The 19347-nt window shown below is 62.0% G+C and carries 20 protein-coding genes and 2 pseudogenes; 10 read left to right on the top strand and 12 right to left on the bottom strand.

Features of this window, described 5'->3' with window-relative positions; all coding sequences use genetic code 11:
* Positions 1-39 precede the first annotated feature (39 nt).
* From PverR02_RS10760 to PverR02_RS10770, 3 genes are all read right to left on the bottom strand, one after another.
* Positions 40-663 (bottom strand): NUDIX hydrolase, encoded by a 624-nt coding sequence (locus tag PverR02_RS10760; protein WP_017847009.1) that lies wholly within the window; start codon positions 661-663, stop codon positions 40-42.
* 31 nt (positions 664-694) lie between these two features.
* Entirely contained in the window at positions 695-1051 is a 357-nt protein-coding gene (queD, locus tag PverR02_RS10765) for a 6-carboxytetrahydropterin synthase QueD (RefSeq protein WP_017736453.1), read from the bottom strand.
* A gap of 77 nt (positions 1052-1128) precedes the next feature.
* Positions 1129-2208: a patatin-like phospholipase domain-containing protein gene (locus tag PverR02_RS10770; RefSeq protein ID WP_079443289.1), complete on the bottom strand. Its 1080-nt coding sequence runs from the start codon at positions 2206-2208 to the stop codon at positions 1129-1131.
* 159 nt (positions 2209-2367) lie between these two features.
* On the opposite strand from PverR02_RS10770, the gene PverR02_RS10775 reads away from it, so the two are divergent.
* The 4 genes from PverR02_RS10775 to PverR02_RS10790 are packed head-to-tail and all read left to right on the top strand — an operon-like array spanning position 2368 to position 4959.
* Entirely contained in the window at positions 2368-2670 is a 303-nt protein-coding gene (locus PverR02_RS10775; protein WP_057004898.1) for a PepSY domain-containing protein, read from the top strand.
* Positions 2670-2981 carry a PepSY domain-containing protein gene (locus tag PverR02_RS10780; RefSeq protein ID WP_017847012.1) on the top strand — a complete coding sequence of 104 codons (312 nt, stop codon included), beginning with the start codon at positions 2670-2672 and terminating at the stop codon, positions 2979-2981. Before PverR02_RS10775 ends, PverR02_RS10780 begins: the two co-directional genes overlap by 1 nt.
* Positions 2981-3649: a response regulator transcription factor gene (locus tag PverR02_RS10785; protein WP_046384042.1), complete on the top strand. Its 669-nt coding sequence runs from the start codon at positions 2981-2983 to the stop codon at positions 3647-3649. Before PverR02_RS10780 ends, PverR02_RS10785 begins: the two co-directional genes overlap by 1 nt.
* The gene (locus PverR02_RS10790; protein ID WP_079443290.1) at positions 3646-4959 is read left to right on the top strand and encodes a sensor histidine kinase; all 1314 of its coding nucleotides are present in this window, start codon (positions 3646-3648) and stop codon (positions 4957-4959) included. Before PverR02_RS10785 ends, PverR02_RS10790 begins: the two co-directional genes overlap by 4 nt.
* A 246-nt stretch (positions 4960-5205) precedes the next feature.
* Here PverR02_RS10790 and PverR02_RS33075 read toward each other — a convergent pair whose 3' ends face one another.
* Together PverR02_RS33075 and PverR02_RS33080 are read right to left on the bottom strand one after the other, a co-directional pair.
* Positions 5206-5961, bottom strand: coding sequence for a methyl-accepting chemotaxis protein (locus tag PverR02_RS33075; RefSeq protein WP_370737510.1), 756 nt, complete (start codon positions 5959-5961; stop codon positions 5206-5208).
* Between the two features lie 102 nt (positions 5962-6063).
* Positions 6064-7380, bottom strand: a pseudogene (locus tag PverR02_RS33080) (HAMP domain-containing protein); the annotation flags it as partial.
* A 202-nt stretch (positions 7381-7582) separates the two neighbouring features.
* Here PverR02_RS33080 and PverR02_RS10800 point away from each other — a divergent pair.
* The 3 genes and pseudogenes from PverR02_RS10800 to PverR02_RS33090 all read left to right on the top strand — a co-directional run bounded on the left by PverR02_RS10800 (position 7583) and on the right by PverR02_RS33090 (position 10654).
* Complete coding sequence (locus tag PverR02_RS10800; protein ID WP_164887027.1) at positions 7583-8902, top strand: Na+/H+ antiporter family protein; 1320 nt, start codon at positions 7583-7585, stop codon at positions 8900-8902.
* A gap of 72 nt (positions 8903-8974) precedes the next feature.
* Positions 8975-9796: pseudogene (locus PverR02_RS33085) on the top strand (cache domain-containing protein); the annotation flags it as partial.
* 102 nt (positions 9797-9898) lie between these two features.
* Positions 9899-10654 (top strand): methyl-accepting chemotaxis protein, encoded by a 756-nt coding sequence (locus tag PverR02_RS33090; protein ID WP_371918425.1) that lies wholly within the window; start codon positions 9899-9901, stop codon positions 10652-10654.
* A 5-nt stretch (positions 10655-10659) separates the two neighbouring features.
* On the opposite strand, the gene trhP is transcribed toward PverR02_RS33090, so the two are convergent.
* Positions 10660-11982 carry a prephenate-dependent tRNA uridine(34) hydroxylase TrhP gene (gene trhP / locus PverR02_RS10810; RefSeq protein ID WP_079443293.1) on the bottom strand — a complete coding sequence of 441 codons (1323 nt, stop codon included), beginning with the start codon at positions 11980-11982 and terminating at the stop codon, positions 10660-10662.
* 160 nt (positions 11983-12142) lie between these two features.
* Here trhP and PverR02_RS10815 point away from each other — a divergent pair, with 160 nt between their 5' ends.
* The gene (locus PverR02_RS10815) at positions 12143-13210 is read left to right on the top strand and encodes an AI-2E family transporter (RefSeq protein ID WP_079443294.1); all 1068 of its coding nucleotides are present in this window, start codon (positions 12143-12145) and stop codon (positions 13208-13210) included.
* A 3-nt stretch (positions 13211-13213) separates the two neighbouring features.
* Here PverR02_RS10815 and PverR02_RS32280 read toward each other — a convergent pair whose 3' ends face one another.
* From PverR02_RS32280 to PverR02_RS10825, 3 genes are all read right to left on the bottom strand, one after another.
* Entirely contained in the window at positions 13214-13387 is a 174-nt protein-coding gene (locus PverR02_RS32280; RefSeq protein ID WP_046384036.1) for a hypothetical protein, read from the bottom strand.
* 91 nt (positions 13388-13478) lie between these two features.
* Entirely contained in the window at positions 13479-13673 is a 195-nt protein-coding gene (locus PverR02_RS10820) for a hypothetical protein (RefSeq protein ID WP_017847021.1), read from the bottom strand.
* Between the two features lie 245 nt (positions 13674-13918).
* The gene (locus PverR02_RS10825) at positions 13919-14272 is read right to left on the bottom strand and encodes a hypothetical protein (protein WP_046384035.1); all 354 of its coding nucleotides are present in this window, start codon (positions 14270-14272) and stop codon (positions 13919-13921) included.
* 156 nt (positions 14273-14428) lie between these two features.
* On the opposite strand from PverR02_RS10825, the gene PverR02_RS10830 reads away from it, so the two are divergent.
* Entirely contained in the window at positions 14429-15247 is an 819-nt protein-coding gene (locus PverR02_RS10830; RefSeq protein WP_046384034.1) for a shikimate 5-dehydrogenase, read from the top strand.
* Positions 15248-15307: 60 nt separating this feature from the next.
* Here PverR02_RS10830 and PverR02_RS10835 read toward each other — a convergent pair whose 3' ends face one another.
* A complete protein-coding gene (locus PverR02_RS10835; RefSeq protein ID WP_079443295.1) occupies positions 15308-15958 on the bottom strand; it encodes a YceH family protein in 651 nt (216 codons plus the stop codon).
* Positions 15959-16074: 116 nt separating this feature from the next.
* On the opposite strand from PverR02_RS10835, the gene PverR02_RS10840 reads away from it, so the two are divergent.
* The gene (locus PverR02_RS10840) at positions 16075-16584 is read left to right on the top strand and encodes a DUF1993 domain-containing protein (protein ID WP_017847025.1); all 510 of its coding nucleotides are present in this window, start codon (positions 16075-16077) and stop codon (positions 16582-16584) included.
* Positions 16585-16637: 53 nt separating this feature from the next.
* Here the strand turns inward: PverR02_RS10840 and PverR02_RS10845 are convergent.
* Positions 16638-17860 (bottom strand): IS3 family transposase gene (locus PverR02_RS10845; protein WP_167379478.1). Its coding sequence is split into 2 segments (ribosomal slippage): positions 16638-17509 and positions 17509-17860, totalling 1224 coding nucleotides; the frame shifts between segments, so codons are not numbered across the junction.
* Between the two features lie 118 nt (positions 17861-17978).
* Positions 17979-19199, bottom strand: a complete 1221-nt coding sequence (gene sstT, locus PverR02_RS10850; protein ID WP_079443296.1) for a serine/threonine transporter SstT — start codon at positions 19197-19199, stop codon at positions 17979-17981.
* Positions 19200-19347: the final 148 nt, after the last annotated feature.

Below are 19347 nucleotides of genomic sequence, written 5' to 3' on the forward strand. Positions count from 1 at the left end.
ATCGGGCACGAAAGCGGTGCAGCGGTGATACAAATTGGATCAGTCGAACAGCGTCAGCGTGGTTTCGCCGCGATGAAACGCAAAGGCCGCCTCGAGATCGCTTTCGATAGTGCGCCCACGGGACAGCGGCGGCAGGTCGTCGAGGGCGAAAAAGCCCACCTCGGTGGTTTCGAACCCGGCCGTCGGCGCCAGTTGGTCGACCCGTTCACACAGGAAATACAGCTTGTAGAAGTCCCGCACATCCGGGCGATACAAGCCCTTGGCCTTGTGCGTGACGCTGTAGAGCGCCCGCGCCGTCACGGTCAGCCCGGCTTCCTCGCGGATCTCCTTGACGATGTTTTCTGCGGCCGACAGACCGATATCGGCATAGCCCCCCGGCAGCGCCCAGCAACCATCGGTCGCCTCGCGCACCAGCAGAATGCGCTCGCCGTCGATCACCGCGCCGCGGACATCGATCATTGGCGTCGAATAGCGCTGGGCGAAATCCGGGACCAGCCCGCTGATGCGCTCCAGCGGCACATTGCCCAATTGCGCGAGCATGCTGTGGGCGATCTCGGCAATTTCTTCCAGGCGCTCGCGTTCGAAGTCGTCGGTGCAAAAGTGCAGCCCCGTGGAAGCCAATGCCTGCAAGCGTTTGGCCTGGGCCAGCCAGGTGTTTTCCATGGGGCGCTCCCGCAGGGCGTTGACGTGAGGGTTACTCGCCGCGATAGATGCAGCCGCTGGTGCAGGTTTCATGGATGCGAATCGCGCTGAGTTCCGGCAGCAGGGGTTTCAATTCGGTCCAGATCCACTTGGCCAGTACTTCGCTGGTGGGGTTTTCCAGGCCGGGGATGTCGTTCAGGTAGTTGTGGTCGAGGCGTTCATAGAGCGGCTTGAAAATCGCCTTGATCTCCGAGAAGTCGCGAATCCAGCCGGTATGGGGGTCCAGGTCGCCGCTCAGGTGGATCGCCACCTTGAACGAATGCCCATGCAGGCGCCCGCATTTGTGGCCGTCTGGCACGTGGGGCAGGCGGTGGGCGGATTCGAATGTAAATTCCTTGAAGATTTCCACAGTATTTTTCAGCTCGGTCAGGTTTCTGGCAGGCGGCGAGTTTAACAGCTACATCGCGCCTCGCGCATACCGCTGGGTCAAAGCGCCTGCAAGCGCTCGCCCAGGCCACCCTGGTCGGCCAGGTGCAGAAACTCATCGCCCAGGCGCCGGCTCTCGCTCATTGCGGTTTGCCAGTATTTGTTGCGAGTCGCGTCATCGCCCAGAAAGCGCTTGAAGTCGCTGCGGTCCGGCAGTTTGCCGTGGGGCAGGCGGGCCAGGTAGTCCTTCGACGGCGCCAGCAGCAACACGTCCTGCAAGCCTTGTTGATTGCTGCGTCGCCACGGCAGGCCCTTGTCGAACCAGCCGGGGATGACGCGGTCGGTGAAGTGCGGGTATAGCACGATGTCATCGCCGTGGTAGGGCAGGTCGAGATGGTAATCCAGCAGGCCGCCGTCGCGGTAGGTGCCGGCACCGGCGCCAGGCAGGTCGCGCACGCCTTGCATCACCAGGGGAATCGAGCCGGACGCCAGCAGCGCCTGGCGCAGGTTGCCCAGGTTCAGGTTGAGGAAGCGCGACGGAAAATCCCGCAGCGCATGCACCGGCGGCGCCTGGCGCGGGTCATGGATGATCAGCCGCTCGAAATGCCGCGACAGCCGCGCGCGGCCGCGCAGGTTGTCGGCAATCACCGACGACAGGCCCAGGCCCAGCCGCCCGCGGTGGTCATCGGCGAGCAGGCCGTGGCTCTTGACCACCATGATGTTCAGCCGATAGCCGGCGTTGTCCAGTACCCGCGCATCGCGCCCGGCCAGCAGGTCATCGAGCATGCGCCGGCAGCTCTGGCTGACCTCGGCCATGGTCACGCCTTTGGCGAAGCGTTGTTCGTTGTACAGGCGGCCGAGGTCGAGCAGGCCTTGCACCGGGTCGGGCAGGCAGGCGCTGGCAAACCGCCAGGAACCGATGGAGGCACCGATCAGCGCACGTTCGCGTGGCGCTCGGGGCAGCCACTCGCCGAACAGCGCCAGGTCCAGGCCCTGGATGCCCAAGGCCTTGGGCCCGCCTGCCGCACCGGGAAGGATACCGACATCGGCAGGCTTGAGGCCTTGCTCGCGAATGCGCGCAAAGGCGCGTTTGCCGGCCTTGAGGGTCAGGGCGGGAAACTTGATGTGGATGGCTGTCATACCGGTCTCTGTTGAAGCGAGCGGGGCAGTATAGAAAATCTCGCCGGGTGAAGGAAAACGCGGGTGACGCGAATTGCCATGGTGGCAATTCAGTTTCAGTTAAGTTGCCACGGATACCCTGGCGGGTGTAGGACAAATATCGTGAAACGGAGACTCAGCATGAAGCGTCTTACAATGCTGGTCGCCGCCGGGTGCGCGGCCTCTTTGGCGGCACAGGCCCTGGCAGCCGACCCCGACAAGTCACTCCGCGGGCCCGGCACTGTTACTATTGTCGCCTTCGATCAGCTGGACGCCACGGCCCTGGCCTTGCATCCCGGTTCGACCCTGCTGGACACCGACCTGGACGAGGTCTACGGCAAGTACCTCTACGAGGTCGAACTGGAGGATGTCGACGGCATCGAATGGGAGGTTGAATTGGACGCGCTCACCGGGCATGTGCTCAAGAATCATCAGGATACGTAATGAAGGTATATCGACGCGCCGCTGGCTGGGCGGGGCTGGTGCTCCTGGCGTTTTGCTCAAGCCTGTCAGCCCGCGACCTCAACCAGGACGAAGCCTTGGCACTGCGCCAGCAGGGGGTGATCCTGCCGCTCGAGCAACTGTTGCAGCAGGCCATGGCGCGCCACCCCGGCTCGCGGCTGCTGGAGGCCGAGCTTGAGAAAAAGGACGAGCAATATGCCTATGAAGTGGAACTGGTGACGACCGACGGTGTGGTGCGCGAGATCAAACTCGACGCCACCAGCGGTGCGCTGATCAAAGACGAGGAAGACTGATGCGCCTGCTGTTGGTGGAAGACAACGTACCGCTGGCCGATGAACTGCTGGCCGGCCTGCAGCGCCAGGGCTATGCCGTCGATTGGCTGGCCGATGGGCGCGATGCCGCGTACCAGGGCCGCAGCGAACCCTATGACTTGATCATCCTCGACCTCGGCCTGCCCGGCTTGCCCGGGCTCGAGGTGTTGGCGCAATGGCGCGCGGCCGCGCTGGCCACCCCGGTGCTGATCCTCACCGCGCGCGATTCCTGGGCCGAGCGCATCGAAGGGCTCAAGGCCGGCGCCGATGATTACCTGAGCAAACCGTTTCACCCCGAAGAACTGCACCTGCGTGTCCAGGCGCTGTTGCGCCGCTCCCATGGCCAGGCCAACCAGCCGACCTTGCAAGCGGCCGGCCTGCACCTGGATGAAGGGCGCCAATGCGTGCTGCGCGACGGCGACGAAATCCAGCTGACCGCCGCCGAGTTTCGCTTGCTGCGCTATTTCATGTTGCACCCGCAACAGATCCTGTCGAAAAGCCATCTGGCCGAGCATTTGTATGACGGTGAGACCGAGCGCGATTCGAATGTGCTCGAAGTCCACGTCAACCACCTGCGCCGCAAATTGGGCCGCAGCGTGATCGAGACCCGGCGCGGCCAGGGTTACCGGTTCGGCGCCAGTCCTGCATGAAGTCGATCCAGCGGCACCTGAGCCTGGGGCTGATCAGCGTGATGGTGGTGGTCGGCGTGGTGCTGGCGCAAACCAGCCTGTGGTTGTTCGAAGCCGGTTTGCAGCGCTATTTGGAGGCCGGCCTGCGCAACGACAGCGAGAACCTGCTGGTGGCGCTGGTGCGCGGGCCGAATGGCGTGCAACTCGACGAGCAACGCCTGGCGCCGGCCTATCAGCGGCCGTTCTCGGGGCATTATTTCCGTATCGATTTCGCCGACATCCACTGGCGCTCCCGCTCGTTGTGGGACCAGGAGCTGCCACGCCTGCCCGCGGCCGGGCTCAAGGGCAATCTGCAACTGGGGCCGGAAGGCCAGCAACTGTTGGTACTGCGTTCGGACTACAAGCGCTTCGGCCAATTGATTTCCATCAGCGTGGCCCAGGACTACACGCCCGTGCGCGAAAGCTTTCGGCTGATGCGTCAGATCGGCCTGGTGCTGGGGGTGGCGGCCCTGTTGCTGGTGTTGATCCTGCAACGGGTCACGGTCCGTCGTGCCTTGCGCCCGCTGGAAGTTGCGCGCAACCAGATCGCCCAGCTGCAACAGGGCCAGCGCTCGCAACTCGACACCCAGGTGCCGCAGGAGCTGGAACCGCTGGTGGCGCAGATCAACCACCTGCTGGCCCACACTGAAGACAGCCTCAAGCGTTCACGCAATGCCCTGGGCAACCTCGGCCACGCGCTGAAAACCCCGCTGTCGGTGCTGTTGAGCGCGGCGTCGAGCGAAGCGCTCAAGGATCAGCCGCGCTTGCGCACGCTGCTGCGCGAACAGCTAGAACAGGTGCAACAACGCCTCGACCGCGAACTCAACCGCGCACGCCTGGCCGGCGACACCCTGCCGGGCGCCTTGTTTGATTGCGCGAACGAACTGCCGGGCCTGCTGGCGACCCTGAACATGGTCCACGGCGACCACCTGGACTTGAGCCACCACGCCGTCCCTGGCCTGCAATTGCCCTGGGCCCGCGAAGACCTGCTGGAGCTGCTCGGCAACCTGCTGGACAACGCCTGCAAATGGGCGGATGCGCAGGTGCGCCTGAGCATCGGCGAGACGCCGCACAGTTACCTGCTGGCAGTGGAAGACGACGGCCCCGGCATTCCCGAAGCCCAGCGCGACCGGGTGTTCAGCCGTGGTACGCGCCTGGATGAGCAGACCGACGGCCATGGCCTGGGCCTGGGGATCGTGCGCGATATCGTTGAGGTGTGGGGCGGGGTGTTGCAGTTGCAGGAAAGCCAACTGGGCGGGCTCAAGGTGCTGATCGAACTGCCCAAACGCTGAGGTCGATCAAAAATGGGGGGAGGGGGCTTACCCCGGTACAGACCGGAGACATCCTTTACGTTTGAAACCGGAGACATCGTTTACATGTATTAATCATGGCCAGGCGGTGACCAACCGATCAAAAGTGTGGGAGGGGGCTTGCCCCCGATAGCGGTGAATCAGTCGATGTAGCCTTTGACTGACCCACTGCAATCGGGGGCAAGCCCCCTCCCACATTGGATTTCCTTCAGAGTCGGTGTCGGTCACTCACACCTGGAAATGATCCATCAACCCCTGTTGCTGATTGGCCAGGTGGTTCAACGCCTGGCTGACGCGCGCCGATTCGTTGGCCTGTTCCGACAGCGACTCGGTGACATCGCGGATTGTCGCCACGTTGCTGTTGATCTCCTCGGCCACTGCGCTTTGCTCTTCGGCGGCGCTGGCGATCTGTAGGTTCATGTCGCTGATCACTGTGACCGCGGCGCCGATCTGGCGCAGGGCGGTGACCGCCTCGCCGACTTGTTCGACGCTGCTCTGGGCCTGGCGATAGCTGTTGCCCATGGCGCCGACCACATCGGTGGTGCCGCTTTGCAGTTGCTCGATCACCAGGCGGGTTTCTTCCACCGACTCCTGGGTGCGACGCGCCAGGTTGCGCACTTCGTCGGCGACCACGGCAAACCCACGGCCGGCCTCACCGGCCCGGGCCGCTTCGATGGCGGCGTTGAGGGCCAGCAGGTTGGTCTGCTCGGCGATGCCGCGAATCACTTCGAGCACCGAGCCGATCTGCGCACTGTTGGTCGCCAGGCCTTCAACCTGGGCCATGGCGGTGCTCATGTCCGCCGCCAGATGGCCGATGTTGGTGGTGGTGCGGTCGATCACCTGCAGGCCGTCACGGGTGGCCTGGTCGGCATCGCGCGCGGCTTGGGCGGCCTGGGCCGCACTGCGGGCGACGTCCTGGGCGGTGGCGCTCATTTCATGGGAGGCGGTGGCCACCTGGTCGACCTGGCGGTATTGCTGCTCCATGCCGGCGCTGGTCTCGCTGGCGATCGCGGCGGATTGGTCGGCGGTACCGCGGGCGTCCTGCACCGAGCGTTTGACCTCGGCGATGATCGGCTGCAGTTTGTCGAGGAAGCGGTTGAACCAGCCGGCCAGTTGCCCCAGCTCGTCCTGTTTGGCGTAGTCCAGGCGGCGGGTCAGGTCGCCTTCGCCGCTGGCGATGTCTTCGAGCATGTGCGCCACGCTCAGGATCGGCCGGGTCACGCTGCGCGCCATCAGCCACACCAGTCCCAGGCCGATCACGGCGGCGAGCAGGCCCAGGCTCAACTCGAGCAGGGTGCCACGGGCGTTGTCGGCGTCCAGTTGCGCTTTGAGCGCTTCGGCCGGGCCCACCAGGATTTTTTCCGGCACATCCAGCAACACGCCCCACGGCTTGCCGCCGGGGATCGGCGTGAACGGTGCCAGGACCTTGAGTCGATGGTCGGCACGCAGGCTGCTGATCCGCGTACTGCCGGCCAGGGCGCTGAGCAATTGCGCGCCGCTGGCAGTGTCGACCTGGTCCAGGCGCTGGCTGAGCTTGCTCGCATCCGGGCTGTAGCCGGCCAGCAAGCCGGTGGCGCTGAGAATGCTGACCTGGGTCTGGCCGTCATACAGCGTGTGGCTCGCCTGCTGGCTCACCGCCTGCAGGCTGTTGAGGTTGATGTCCACCGACAGCGAGGCGATGACTTTGCCATTCACTATCAGCGGGAACACGAGGCTGGTCATCAGTACGTTTTGGCCGTCGATGACATAGAAGTACGGTTCGATCACACACGGTTTGAGGGTGGTGCGCGGGCAGGTGAACCAGGCGTTGGCCTTTTCTCCACTCGGGCCGACGCTGGTGTCGGACATGTCGCTTTCGGGCAGCGACATGGCGGTGAGTTTGCCGGGCGTCGGCTGTGACCAATAGAGGGCGAATCGGCCTTTGTCGTTGCTGCCCAGCTCTGGCTGGTTGACGAACAGCTCATCCTTGCCGTCCAGGGCATTGGCTTCGAACACCAGGGACAAGCCGAGCAGGTCGGGGTTGGCCTGCAAGGCGGCCTTGACCTGGCGGGTCAAGTCTTCACGGGTGTCGAAGGCGTCAAGGAAGCGCTTTTCTGCCTGTTCGCGCAGGAACAGCACCTGGCGGGAAAACCCGTGACCGTATTGATAGGCATCCATGAACTGCTGGCGGATGCCCAGCGCCTGCGCTTCGCCCTGGGCTTCGATACGCGCCCGGGCCGCTTCGTCGAGCATGTGCATGCTGGAGGCTTTGACCTGCTGCGAACTCTGTTCCATGCGATACAGCGACAGACCCACCAGCAGGGTCACGATCCCCAGCAGGCAGAGGCCGGCGAGCAGGGTGATTTTCCATTGAATGGACAGCTGTCTGAGGGACATCGCGGAGCATCCTTTACCTGAAAACATAGAGAGCCTTTATATCGGCGGCTGTATTTTTTTCTTTATTCAAACGTTCAATTTAAATTTGCAGGCGACGTCGTTTTTTGACATGCGACCGCGCCTGCTGCAAAGTGCGCGCCCTCTAATAAGACCTCCTTCCAGCCTGCACACCGGCAGTCATGCCGGTGCGGGCATGCCTGTATTTTGTTTTTTGCTTGAGGTAACCATGATTAACGCAGTCATCGCCGCGGTCGGCACCATGCTGGTGCTCAGCTTGTCCCGCGTGCATGTGGTCATCGCCATCATCGTCGGCGCCCTGGTGGGCGGGCTGACCGGTGGCCTGGGCATCGACGCCACGCTCCAGGCCTTCAACGGTGGGCTGGGTGGTGGCGCGACAGTGGCTTTGTCCTACGCATTGCTCGGCGCTTTCGCGGTGGCGATTGCCAAGTCCGGCCTGGCCCATGCCCTGGCGGACAAGGCGTTGCTGCTGGTCGATCGCCAGGAAGCCAGCGGCGGCAGCCATGTCAAATGGCTACTGATCGGCCTGCTGTGGGTGGTGGCGATCGCCTCGCAAAACATCCTGCCGATTCATATCGCGTTTATCCCGCTGCTGGTGCCGCCGTTGCTGTACGTGCTGACCAAACTGCAACTGGACCGTCGCCTGATCGCCTGCGTGATGACCTTCGGTTTGATCACGCCCTACATGTTCCTGCCGGTGGGCTTCGGCAACATCTTTCTCAACCAGATCCTGCTGGCCAACGTGGCCAAGAGCGGCGTGGATATCAGCCAGGTCAACGTGACCCACGCCATGGGCCTGCCGGCGCTGGGCATGGTGGTCGGCCTGCTGGTGGCGGTGTTTGTCAGCTACCGTAAAAAGCGCGTGTACGACCTGGAGAAAATCGAGCGGGTCGAACAGGTCGCGGTGCAATACAACCCATTGACCCTGCTGGTGGCCGGCCTGGCGATCGCCTCGGCGTTCATCATTCAGTTGTGGTTGGACTCGATGATCATCGGCGCCCTGGCCGGGTTCCTGATTTTCTCGGTATCGGGCATTGTGCGCTGGCGCGAGACCGACGACCTGTTCACCGAAGGCATGAAGATGATGGCGATGATCGGCTTCATCATGATCGCCGCTTCAGGCTTCGCCGAAGTGCTCAAGGCCACCGGAGACGTGCGCTCGCTGGTGGAAACGTCGGCGGCGTTCATCGGCCATAGCCGTGGGATCGGGGCGTTGCTGATGTTACTGGTGGGGCTGCTGGTGACCATGGGCATCGGTTCGTCGTTTTCCACGGTGCCGATCCTGGCCGCGATTTTCGTGCCGCTGTGTGTGCAACTGGGCTTCAGCCCGCTGGCGATTGTGTGCATCGTCGGCACGGCCGGCGCCTTGGGCGATGCCGGTTCGCCAGCGTCAGACTCGACCCTGGGCCCGACGTCCGGCCTGAATATCGACGGCCAGCACCACCATATCTGGGACACCGTGGTGCCGACGTTCCTGCATTACAACATCCCGCTGCTGGTGTTTGGCTGGGTGGCGGCGATGACGCTCTGACGAGGTCGTCCTACAGAATCCGCGCAACTGGCCGTTAACCTCTCAAGCCGCCACTAATAAGAGAGAAAAGCCATGCGTCTGAGCCTGAAGGTCAAAGTCCTGTGCCTGGCCATCGTGCCGGTGCTGTTGTTTGCGTTGGTGATCAGCCTGACCACGGTGTGGATCCTCAAGGGGCAAGCGCGCAACGAGGTGGATGAGACCCGCCAGCACTTGCTCGACGCCGCCAAGGCCACTCTGCAGAGCTATGTGGAAGTGGCCATGACCACCATCAAGCCGCTCTACGACGCCGCCGCCCCGGGCGATACGGCGGCGCGTGCCGAGGTGGTCAAGCTGCTGTCCAATACCAGCTACGGCAAGGATGGCTACTTCTTCGGCTACGACTCCGAAACCATCCGCCTGTTCAAGGGCAACAGCCCGGACGGCGTGGGCAAGAGCTTCAAGGACAACCGCGACCCCAATGGCGTCTACGTCAACCGCGACCTGGTCAAGGTCGGCAAGGACGGCACTCACTACCTGCAATACAGCTCGACCCAGCCCGGCCAGACCGAACTGGTGCCCAAGCTTGGCTACACCGAATACCTGCCCAAGTGGGACATGGTATTCGGCACCTCGGTCAACCTGGATGGCATCGATGCCCAGGTGGCGGTGGTCGAGGCCAAGGTCAAGAAGCGCATGGAGGGCGTATTGCTGAGTATCTTCGGTGTGGCCGTGCTGGTGCTGCTGGTGATTGCGGCGGCGGGCATGGTCCTGGCCAATACCATCCTGCGTCCGCTGCATCTGATGAAAGCCAACCTCGACGACATCGCTGCCGGTGAGGGCGACCTGACGCGGCGCCTGGCTATCACCAGCCAGGATGAGCTGGGCGATCTGGCCGGGGCCTTCAACCGGTTTGTCGAAAAGATCCACGGTTTGGTGCGCCAGATCACCGAAATGACCGCGCAACTCACCGGGCTGGTGGGCCAGGTGTCCGACCAGGCGCAGCGTTCGGAGCAGGCCATGGAGCGTCAGCGTCACGAGACCGACCAGGTGGCCACCGCGATCAATCAAATGTCTTCCGCCGCCCAGGAGGTTGCGCGCAGCGCCCAAGGCGCTTCCGTGGCTGCGCAACAGACCGACGCCGAGGGCCAGGCCGCCAAGCGCGTGGTGGACGGCAGCATCGCGCAGATCCATGCGTTGGTGAACGATATCCGCAGCAGCGGCGTGTCCCTCGACAGCTTGCAGCAGGATGTGTCGTCGATTGTCAGCGTGCTCGGCGTGATCCGCTCGATTGCCGAGCAGACCAACCTGTTGGCCCTTAACGCCGCGATCGAAGCGGCGCGGGCGGGGGAGGCCGGTCGCGGCTTTGCCGTGGTCGCCGACGAAGTGCGTGCCCTGGCCAGTCGCACCCAGACCAGCACCCAGGAAATCCAGGGCATGATCGACCGCCTGCAAAAAGGCACCGTCGCCGCCGTGGAGGCCATGCGCCGCTCCAGCGATGCCGGGGACGGCACCTCGGCCCAAGCCAACGAAGCCGGGGCGTCGCTGGACACCATGGCGCAGTTGATCGGCACCATCAACTCGATGAACGCGCAAATTGCCAGCGCCGCCGAAGAACAGACCGCGGTCGCCGAAGAGATCAACCGCAGCGTGCATCAGATTGCCGTGGCGGTCGACAGCGTGGCCGATGAAACCCAGTTGGGCGCCCAGACGTCGCGCAGCCTGGCCGACCTCGGCCAGCGCTTGGGCCAACTGGTGGCCCAGTTCAGGATCTGAGGGGGTTACTCGACGTCGCGCATCAACAGGCCGAAACGCAGATCCATCTGCGCCGGCAAGGGCACATACACCGTGTGCCCATCCCCCGGCGCCACCTCGATGGCTTCGCCCTTGGCGTTGTGCAGGGTGGCCAGGTCGAAGTGGAAGTTGCCGGCGGGGGTCATCAGTTCCAGGTGATTGCCCACCGCAAAGCGGTTCTTCACCTTGACCTCCGCCAACTCGCCCCGGCGCTCGCCGGTCAATTCGCCGACGAACTGCTGACGTTCCGACACCGAACTGCCGTTCTGGTAGTTCTGGTACTCGTCGTGTACATGGCGACGCAGGAAACCTTCGGTGTAGCCGCGTTGGGCCAGTGACTCCAGGTTGGTCATCAGGTTGCGGTCAAATTCGCGACCGGCCACGGCGTCATCGATGGCCTGGCGATACACCTGGGTGGTGCGCGCGCAGTAGAAGTGGGACTTGGTGCGGCCTTCGATCTTCAACGAATGCACGCCCATGCGGGTCAGGCGCTCCACATGCTGCACCGCGCGCAGGTCCTTGGCGTTCATGATGTAGGTGCCGTGCTCGTCTTCGAAGGCGGGCATCTGTTCATCCGGGCGGTTGGCCTCCTGCAACAGGAACACCTGATCGGTCGGCGCGCCAATGCCCAGTGTGGGTTCCGGCTGATATTCCTGGACGATATCGCCGGTGACGTTTTCCACCGCCGGCGTGGCCTGGTATTTCCAGCGGCAGGCGTTGGTGCAGGTGCCTTGGTTGGCGTCGCGCTTGTTCATATAGCCGGAGAGCAGGCAGCGCCCGGAATAGGCCATGCACAACGCGCCATGGACAAACACTTCCAGCTCCATGGCCGGCACTTGCTCGCGGATTTCGCCGATCTCTTCCAAGGACAATTCCCGCGACAGGATCACCCGGCAGATGCCCTGCTGTTGCCAGAATTCCACACTGGCCCAGTTCACGGTATTGGCCTGCACCGACAAGTGGATGGGCATCATCGGGAAGTGGCGACGCACCAGCATGATCAGCCCGGGGTCGGACATGATCAACGCATCCGGGCCCATGGCGATCACCGGGGCCAGGTCCTTGAGGAAGGTCTTCAGCTTGGCGTTGTGCGGCGCGATGTTGACCACCACGTAGAAACGCTTGCCCAGTGCATGGGCTTCCTCGATGCCCAGGGCCAGGTTGGCGTGGTCGAATTCGTTGTTGCGCACGCGCAGGCTGTAGCGCGGCTGGCCGGCGTATACCGCATCGGCGCCGTAGGCGAAGGCGTAGCGCATGTTTTTCAGGGTGCCGGCGGGGGCGAGCAGTTCGGGTGCAAGGACGAGAGACATGGGGAGTGGGGCCCAAAAGGCCGCGAGCGTAGCCGAACGCGTGCAGGGATTTATTGATCCAGGTCTACGCTTGCTGCAACAAAAAAGGCACTCCCGGGATTTGCGACGGACTAAGCACGTGGACGCAAGCGCGCGCCCGGCTTTTTGACCTGGATCGGACATGAATCAAACCAACCTGCAATTCAAGACTCTGCTGTTACTGCTGGCCCTGGTGACCGTTGCCTTTATCTGGATATTGCTGCCGTTTTACGGCGCGGTGTTCTGGGCGGTCATCCTGGGCATCATCTTTGCCCCGATGCAGCGGCGCCTGCAGGTGAAATCAGGCTGGAACCGCAACCTGACCTCCCTGGCCACCCTGACGGTGTGCCTGGTGATTGCGATTCTGCCGGTGATCATCACCAGCGCCTTGCTGGTGCAGGAGGGGGCCACGCTGTACAAAAATGTCGAAAGCGGCAAGCTGGACGTGGCCGGGTATATCGAACAGTTCAAGAACTTCCTGCCACCTTATTTTCAGCACCTTCTGGACCGCTTCGGCATGGGCAACCTGGAAAGCCTGCGCGAGAAAATCGTCAAGAGTGCGATGCAGGGCAGCCAGTTCTTCGCCAGTCAGGCGTTCAGCTTTGGCCAGGGCACGTTCGATTTCCTGGTGAGTTTTTTCATCATGCTGTATCTGCTGTTTTTCCTGCTGCGTGACGGCCCGGAGCTGGTGCGAAAAGTCCGCACGGCGGTGCCGCTGGCCGAGCCGCAAAAGCGCCGCCTGCAACTCAAGTTCAACCGCGTGGTGCGCGCCACGGTCAAGGGCAACGTGTTGGTTGCCGTGACCCAAGGGGCGTTGGGCGGTTTGATCTTCTGGTTTCTGGACATTCCCAGCGCGTTGTTCTGGGCGGTGCTGATGGCGTTTTTGTCGCTGCTGCCGGCGGTGGGCGCGGGGATCGTGTGGGGGCCGGTGGCGGCGTACTTCCTGCTGAGCGGGGCGATCTGGCAAGGCGTGGTGCTGAGCCTGTTTGGTGTGTTCGTCATCGGCCTGGTGGATAACGTGCTGCGCCCGATTCTGGTGGGCAAGGACACCAAGATGCCGGACTACCTGATTCTGATCTCGACCCTGGGCGGCTTGTCGGTGTTCGGCCTCAACGGCTTTGTGATCGGGCCGCTGGTGACGGCGTTGTTCATGTCCAGCTGGGCGTTGTTTGTCGAAAGCAAGCCGCGGCTCAAGTTGCCGTTGCCCTAGGCCTCAGGCGCGCAGCCTGAAGGTTGCCGCTTGTTGCTCGGCAGCCGATAACGACGTGAGCGGGCCGCTGACGGGTTCGCCATCGTGCATCAGGTACCAGCAGGCGAGTATACCCAGCTTGCGCAGGGGGGCAGGAACGGCGCTGCCGATGACGGACATGATCTGAATAGTGGGCATATGGACCTCCAATCGCTATGAGGGTCACCTTACGGGGTGCCAGCGTCGAGGAAAAATCACCCGGCTTGATAGTCGACATCAACGCCAGGCGTCACTCCACCACTTGATCGAGCATGTGTACCACTTCTTGCTCATTGAGCAGGCCTTTGCGCACCAGGCTTTCGGTCAGCAGTGCGAGGAATTTTGCGCTGCGGTGGCCTTCCAGGTGCTTGAGTTCGGTCAGTGCGCTGTAGACCTTGCTGGACGTACAGAGTCCGGCTACGTGGTGTGGATTTTGCGTGGGCATGGTCAGCCGTCCTTGTTGTTATCGGGTTCAGAGGTGGGATAGTGAAAGTGAGTCGTGACACAAACATGACAGCGCGAGACCCGGTCGGGCAAGTAGACTTTCGGCTTCGATGATGTGGGATTACGACTCGGCCATTGTCCTTATAACGACCTTGGTACGATCAATCCGCGCGAGGTGCGATAAAACGCCATGCAAAAAAAGGCCCCGCGGGTGGGCGAGGCCGGTTCAGGCAGATCGGTTCAAGCTTACCAACCGCGGCCATAGTAGCCGTGGGGGTGGCCGTAATAGCCACGCGGTGGCCCGTAATACACCGGCGCCGGGCGGTAATAGACTTCTTGTTGCACATACACCGGCGGCGGTGGTGCGTAGTACACAGGCGGCGGTGCGGCGTAAACCGGTTGCGGTTGCACATACACCGGCTGCTGCACATAGACTTCACGGGGTTGGCTGGCAACCACGGAGCCTACGACGGCGGCGCCGACTAACGCACCCAAGACGGCCGGACCACCCCATCCACCACCGTGGGCGGAGGCTTGGCCTGCCATAGCGAGTGCACCGATAAGCAAGGCGATCTTGGGGATTTTACGAATCATGGTCATTCCTCGGTTAGCCCCTGCGCTTGTGGCCTGCAATCAATTGGCTCAAGTAATGTCGCGGGGATACTTTTAAGACAACGTATTTCTGAAAAACAGCACGGCCGATTGGTAAAGATTGTGTAAGGTCTGTACCGATTTGCTTACTTCAAGGAGTTACCCATGCAGATGCACCCCAACAAGGATACCCAACTGTGCATGTCACTGTCGGCGCGTCCCGGGAATTTCGGCCTGCGATTTCATAACCATTTGTATGAACAACTGGGTCTGAATTTCTACTATAAAGCCTTCAGCAGCCAGGATTTAGCCGGCGCGATCGGCGGTATCCGGGCGTTGGGGATTCGCGGTTGCGGGGTGTCGATGCCGTTCAAGGAGGCCAGTATTGCCCTGGTGGACGAACTGGACAGTTCGGTCAAAGCCATCGCGTCCCTGAACACCATCGTCAACACGGCCGGCCATCTCAAGGCCTACAACACCGACTACATCGCCATCGCGCAACTGTTGAAAAAGCATGCAGTGCCGACAGATTCGACCTTTGCCCTGCGCGGCAGCGGCGGCATGGCCAAAGCCGTGGCCAGTGCCCTGCGCGACGGCGGGTATGCCAATGGCGTGATCGTGGCGCGTAACGAAGCGGCGGGCAGGGCGCTGGCGCAGAGCCTGGGTTATCAATGGCAGGCGCAATTGGGCGATCTGCGCCCGCAGATGTTGATCAACGTCACGCCGATCGGCATGACCGGCGGGGCCGAGGCCGATCAGTTGGCTTTCGAGGCTGACGCGGTGGACCAGGCGCAGACTGTGTTCGATGTGGTGGCGATCCCGGCGGAAACACCGTTGATCGTGCGCGCACGTGCCCAAGGCAAGCGCGTGATCACCGGGCTGGAAGTGATCGCGATCCAGGCGCTGGAGCAGTTTGTGTTGTACACCGGGGTGCGGCCGACCCAGGAGCAGTTCGAAAGCGCCGTCGCGTTTGCGCGAGGCTGAACAGCGCGGCCAATCACCTGTAGGAGCAGGCAAGCCGGCTCCTACAGGGGGTTGAGCGTGTCAGGCCTGTTCCAGCTGTGCCAGCCGTTCTTCGAGCGCGGCAATCCGCGCTTCCAGCTCTTCGACGCGCTCGACTGAGACCCCGCCGGCCCCGCGTTCCACCGGGTTGCCGCGCGCCGCGATAATCGCCTCGATATCCGCCGGGTCGCCCAGCGCGTGGGTATAGCGATCCTCGCGTTGCCCCGCCTGGCGCGGCACCAGCACGGCCAGCCCCCGCGCAATCAGGCGTTCCAACTGGTGTACGACCTGGTCGGCGTCCTCGAAGTCATGCATGCGCCCGCTGCGGGTCAGCAGTTCGTTGACCGTCTGCGGCCCACGCAGAAACAGCAGCCCGGTCAGGATCACCTGGGCCGGCACCAATTCCAGCGCCTTGTCGACCCGGTGTTCCCAGCGGTCGGCGCGGCTGCCCATGACCAGGCGGGTGAAACCCTGGCCTTCCAGCACGCGCAGGCTTTGGCCGACCTGGCCTTGACTGAGGTTCATCACCGGCTCGCGGCTGGTCTTCTGGTTGCACGCCAGCACCAGCGCGTTGAGGGTCAGGGGGTAGGTTTCCGGGTTGGTCGCCTGTTTTTCGATCAGGCAGCCCAGGATGCGGATTTCCGTGCTGTTCAGGCGCGGCTCAGGGGTGTCGATATCGTGTTCAGCGGTCATCGCGCTTTCCCTATGCAGTGAACGCACTAGCCTAATCCCGAAAAAATAAAAGACAAGCGGCCGGCATGGCTATAATCGCAGCTGGTTCCAACCCAGCCCTTACCGATGAGACTGTCATGACTATTTCCCTGTACGCCGCTTCCGTCCCAGTCTTCAAGCAAATGCTCACCGCCCTGAGCGGTGTGCTGGACAAAGCCGAAGCCCACGCCACCGCGAAGAACATCGAACCCAACGCCTTGCTGCAAGCGCGCCTGTTCCCGGACATGTTCCAACTGGTGCGCCAGGTGCAGATCGCCGTCGACTTCGCCAAGGGCGTTTCCGCGCGCCTGGCCGAGATCGAAGTGCCGAAATACGAAGACAACGAAGTGACCTTCGCCGACCTGCAAGCGCTGATCGCCAAGGTCCTGGCGTTTATGGACAGCATCAAGCCCGAGCAAATCGACGGCAAAGAAGGCATCGAGATTATCACTCGCCCAGGCACGCCGAAAGAGAAGCGCTTCAGCGGCCAGTCCTATCTGCTGACCTACGGCCTGCCGCAGTTCTTCTTCCACGTCACCACCGCTTACGCACTGCTGCGTCACAACGGTGTGGAAGTGGGCAAGCGTGATTACATGGGCGCTTTCTGAATAACCGTGTGCTGAGTGTCTAGTCCTGAAATAGGTTTACACCTATTTCAGTCTCAAAACGCCCGGTGCACCGCATCGGGCGTTTTGTATTTCAGGGAGAAATGCGGTCGCTCCCCGTTGTAGATCCGCACCGACTCATCCACCATTTTTACTGCGTCTGCCAAGTCTTTGGGGCGATGTAGCAAAAATTCAGTTTTCAAAATCCCGTTTATCCTCTCGGCCATCGCGTTCTGATAACAATCATAACCGTCGGTCATTGAGCACCTGATCCCGTGCTTGATGTGCATCCGCTGGTATAAGTCGGAGCAGTATTGGGCGCCGCGGTCTGAGTGATGGACAAGCGGCTCCTTGGAGCTTCGCTGGCTAACCGCTTTCTGCAGCGCTTTGATCACCGATTCCGTATGCAGGCTTTCATGCACATGATGACCTACGATCTTGCGTGAGTACGCGTCCGTTATCAGGCTGACGTAGGCGACACTTTCCCGCGTTGGTAGATAGGTAATGTCTGCGACCCAAACCTGTTCGGGCCTGCTGGCTACGACTTGTTCCGGACCTGCTTTGAGCAGGTTTGGATGGCGGCGAAAACGATGATGGCTATGAGTGGTTTTATGGTAGGCCCGCTTGCGTGGAACGAGCGCTCGCGCCTCTCTCAAGATGGCAAACAGGCGGTCTCTGCCGACACTTAATGCCGCACCAGCCTCAATGCTCATCAGGTAATGCAGCTTACGCGTTCCTAGCCTGGGTTGGCGTCGACGCTTTTCCAGAACAAAGTCCACCACTTCCTGGTCCTGGCGGACTCGGGCATCAAAAACTCGATTGCGTTTGTAATACGCTTGACGCGAAATACCCATGAACAGGCAAGCCCTGGTAATGCTCAGGTTTTGGATTTGCCCTTGCGAGAGGACTTGCCGGGTCGCTTTTTTACGATGGAAACACCGTAGTCATTTTTCAAGACATTCACGACAGCCTCAAAGAACTGGGCTTTCTGATTGCTCAGTGCCAGTTGCTCTTCAAGCTCTTTGATCCGCTGTTCGGGTGTTAGCGGGAGGTTGGGGTCGGTCATTGGCTTGCTCCGCGGCGCTCGAATTGATGCGCCTTGACTCCAGTCCTGTCGGCCATGCTTGCGTAACCAAACCAGTACCGTGGACCGGCCCTGAATGCCAAAGCGCCGTTGAGCCTCTTTATAACTTAACTCGCCTTTTTCAACTTGGTCTACGACCGATAATTTAAAAGCTAACGTGTAGTCGCGCTGGCTGCGCCTTTTGCCCGTATCCATTGAGTCCTCCTGAAGATAGGTCAGAAGGCGTAAACCTTATTCAGGACGGGACAGAGCACATAAAAAAGCCCGGGGTCGTTCCGCTGTGAACGGCCCCGGGCTTTTTTGCGAGCGCTGTTTAAACCGGTTGCTCTTCCTTGCCCAGGCACGCCGCCGCAGTAAACAGCACATCGGTGGACGAGTTGAGCGCGGTTTCCGCCGAGTCCTGCAACACACCGATGATGAAACCTACGGCCACCACCTGCATGGCGATATCGCTGGAGATGCCGAACAGGCTGCACGCCAGCGGGATCAGCAGTAGCGAACCGCCGGCCACGCCCGACGCACCGCACGCGCAAATGGCGGCGACCACGCTGAGCAGCACGGCGGTGGGCAGGTCTACGATGATGCCCAGGGTGTGTACGGCGGCCAGGGTCAACACGGTGATGGTGATCGCCGCACCCGCCATGTTGATGGTGGCGCCCAGCGGGATCGACACCGAGTAGGTGTCTTCATGCAGGCCCAGGCGTTTGCTCAACGCCAGGTTCACCGGAATGTTCGCCGCCGAACTGCGGGTGAAGAATGCCGTGATGCCGCTTTCGCGCAGGCACATCAATACCAGTGGGTAGGGGTTGCGGCGCAGTTTCCAGAACACGATGGCCGGGTTGATCACCAGCGCCACGAACAGCATGCAGCCGATCAGCACCACCAACAGGTGGGCGTAGCCGAGCAGGGCGCCGAAGCCGGAGGTGGCCAGGGTCGAGGCCACCAGGCCGAAAATCCCCAGGGGCGCGAAGCGGATCACCACGCGCACGATCAAGGTCACGCCGTTGGACAGGTCATCGAGCACCGTGCGAGTGGTTTCGCCGGCATGGCGAATCGCGATGCCCATGCCGATGGCCCAGGCCAGAATGCCGATAAAGTTGGCGTTCATCAGCGCGCTCACCGGGTTGTCCACCACGCTCAGCAACAGGCTCTGCAACACCTCGCCGATGCCGCCGGGGGCGCTCACGGTGGCGTCGTGGGTGGCGAGCACCAGCGGCGAGGGAAACAGCGTGCTGGCGATCACTGCAACCACGGCGGCCGCGAAGGTGCCCAGCAGGTAGAGGAACAGGATCGGCTTGATGTGGGTTTCCTGGCCGTGTTTGTGGTTGGCGATCGACGCCATCACCAGCACGAACACCAGGATCGGCGCCACGGCCTTCAGCGCGGTGACAAACACTTTGCCAATGAAACCGGTGGCCCTGGCGGCGTCGGGCAACACGAAGGCCAGCAGAATGCCGGCGATCAGGCCGATGACGATTTGCGTGACCAGGCTGACGCGCGCGAGTCGTTGGAAAAGGGAAGGGGCAGCAGTCATAAACGGTTGTCTCTGGTTTTTTTAGTAGGACGCAGCATTGCAGGTGGAGCGCGCTGTAGGAAGCGGGTGCGGAGTCTATCATGCTGTAGGAAATGTCCCTGTTGATGCGGCATTCCGTCACCCATTTGCGGCCAATTCGCACAGATCC

It is taken from the genome of Pseudomonas veronii (assembly GCF_002028325.1).
In the GTDB taxonomy this organism is placed as follows: Bacteria; Pseudomonadota; Gammaproteobacteria; order Pseudomonadales; family Pseudomonadaceae; genus Aquipseudomonas; species Aquipseudomonas veronii.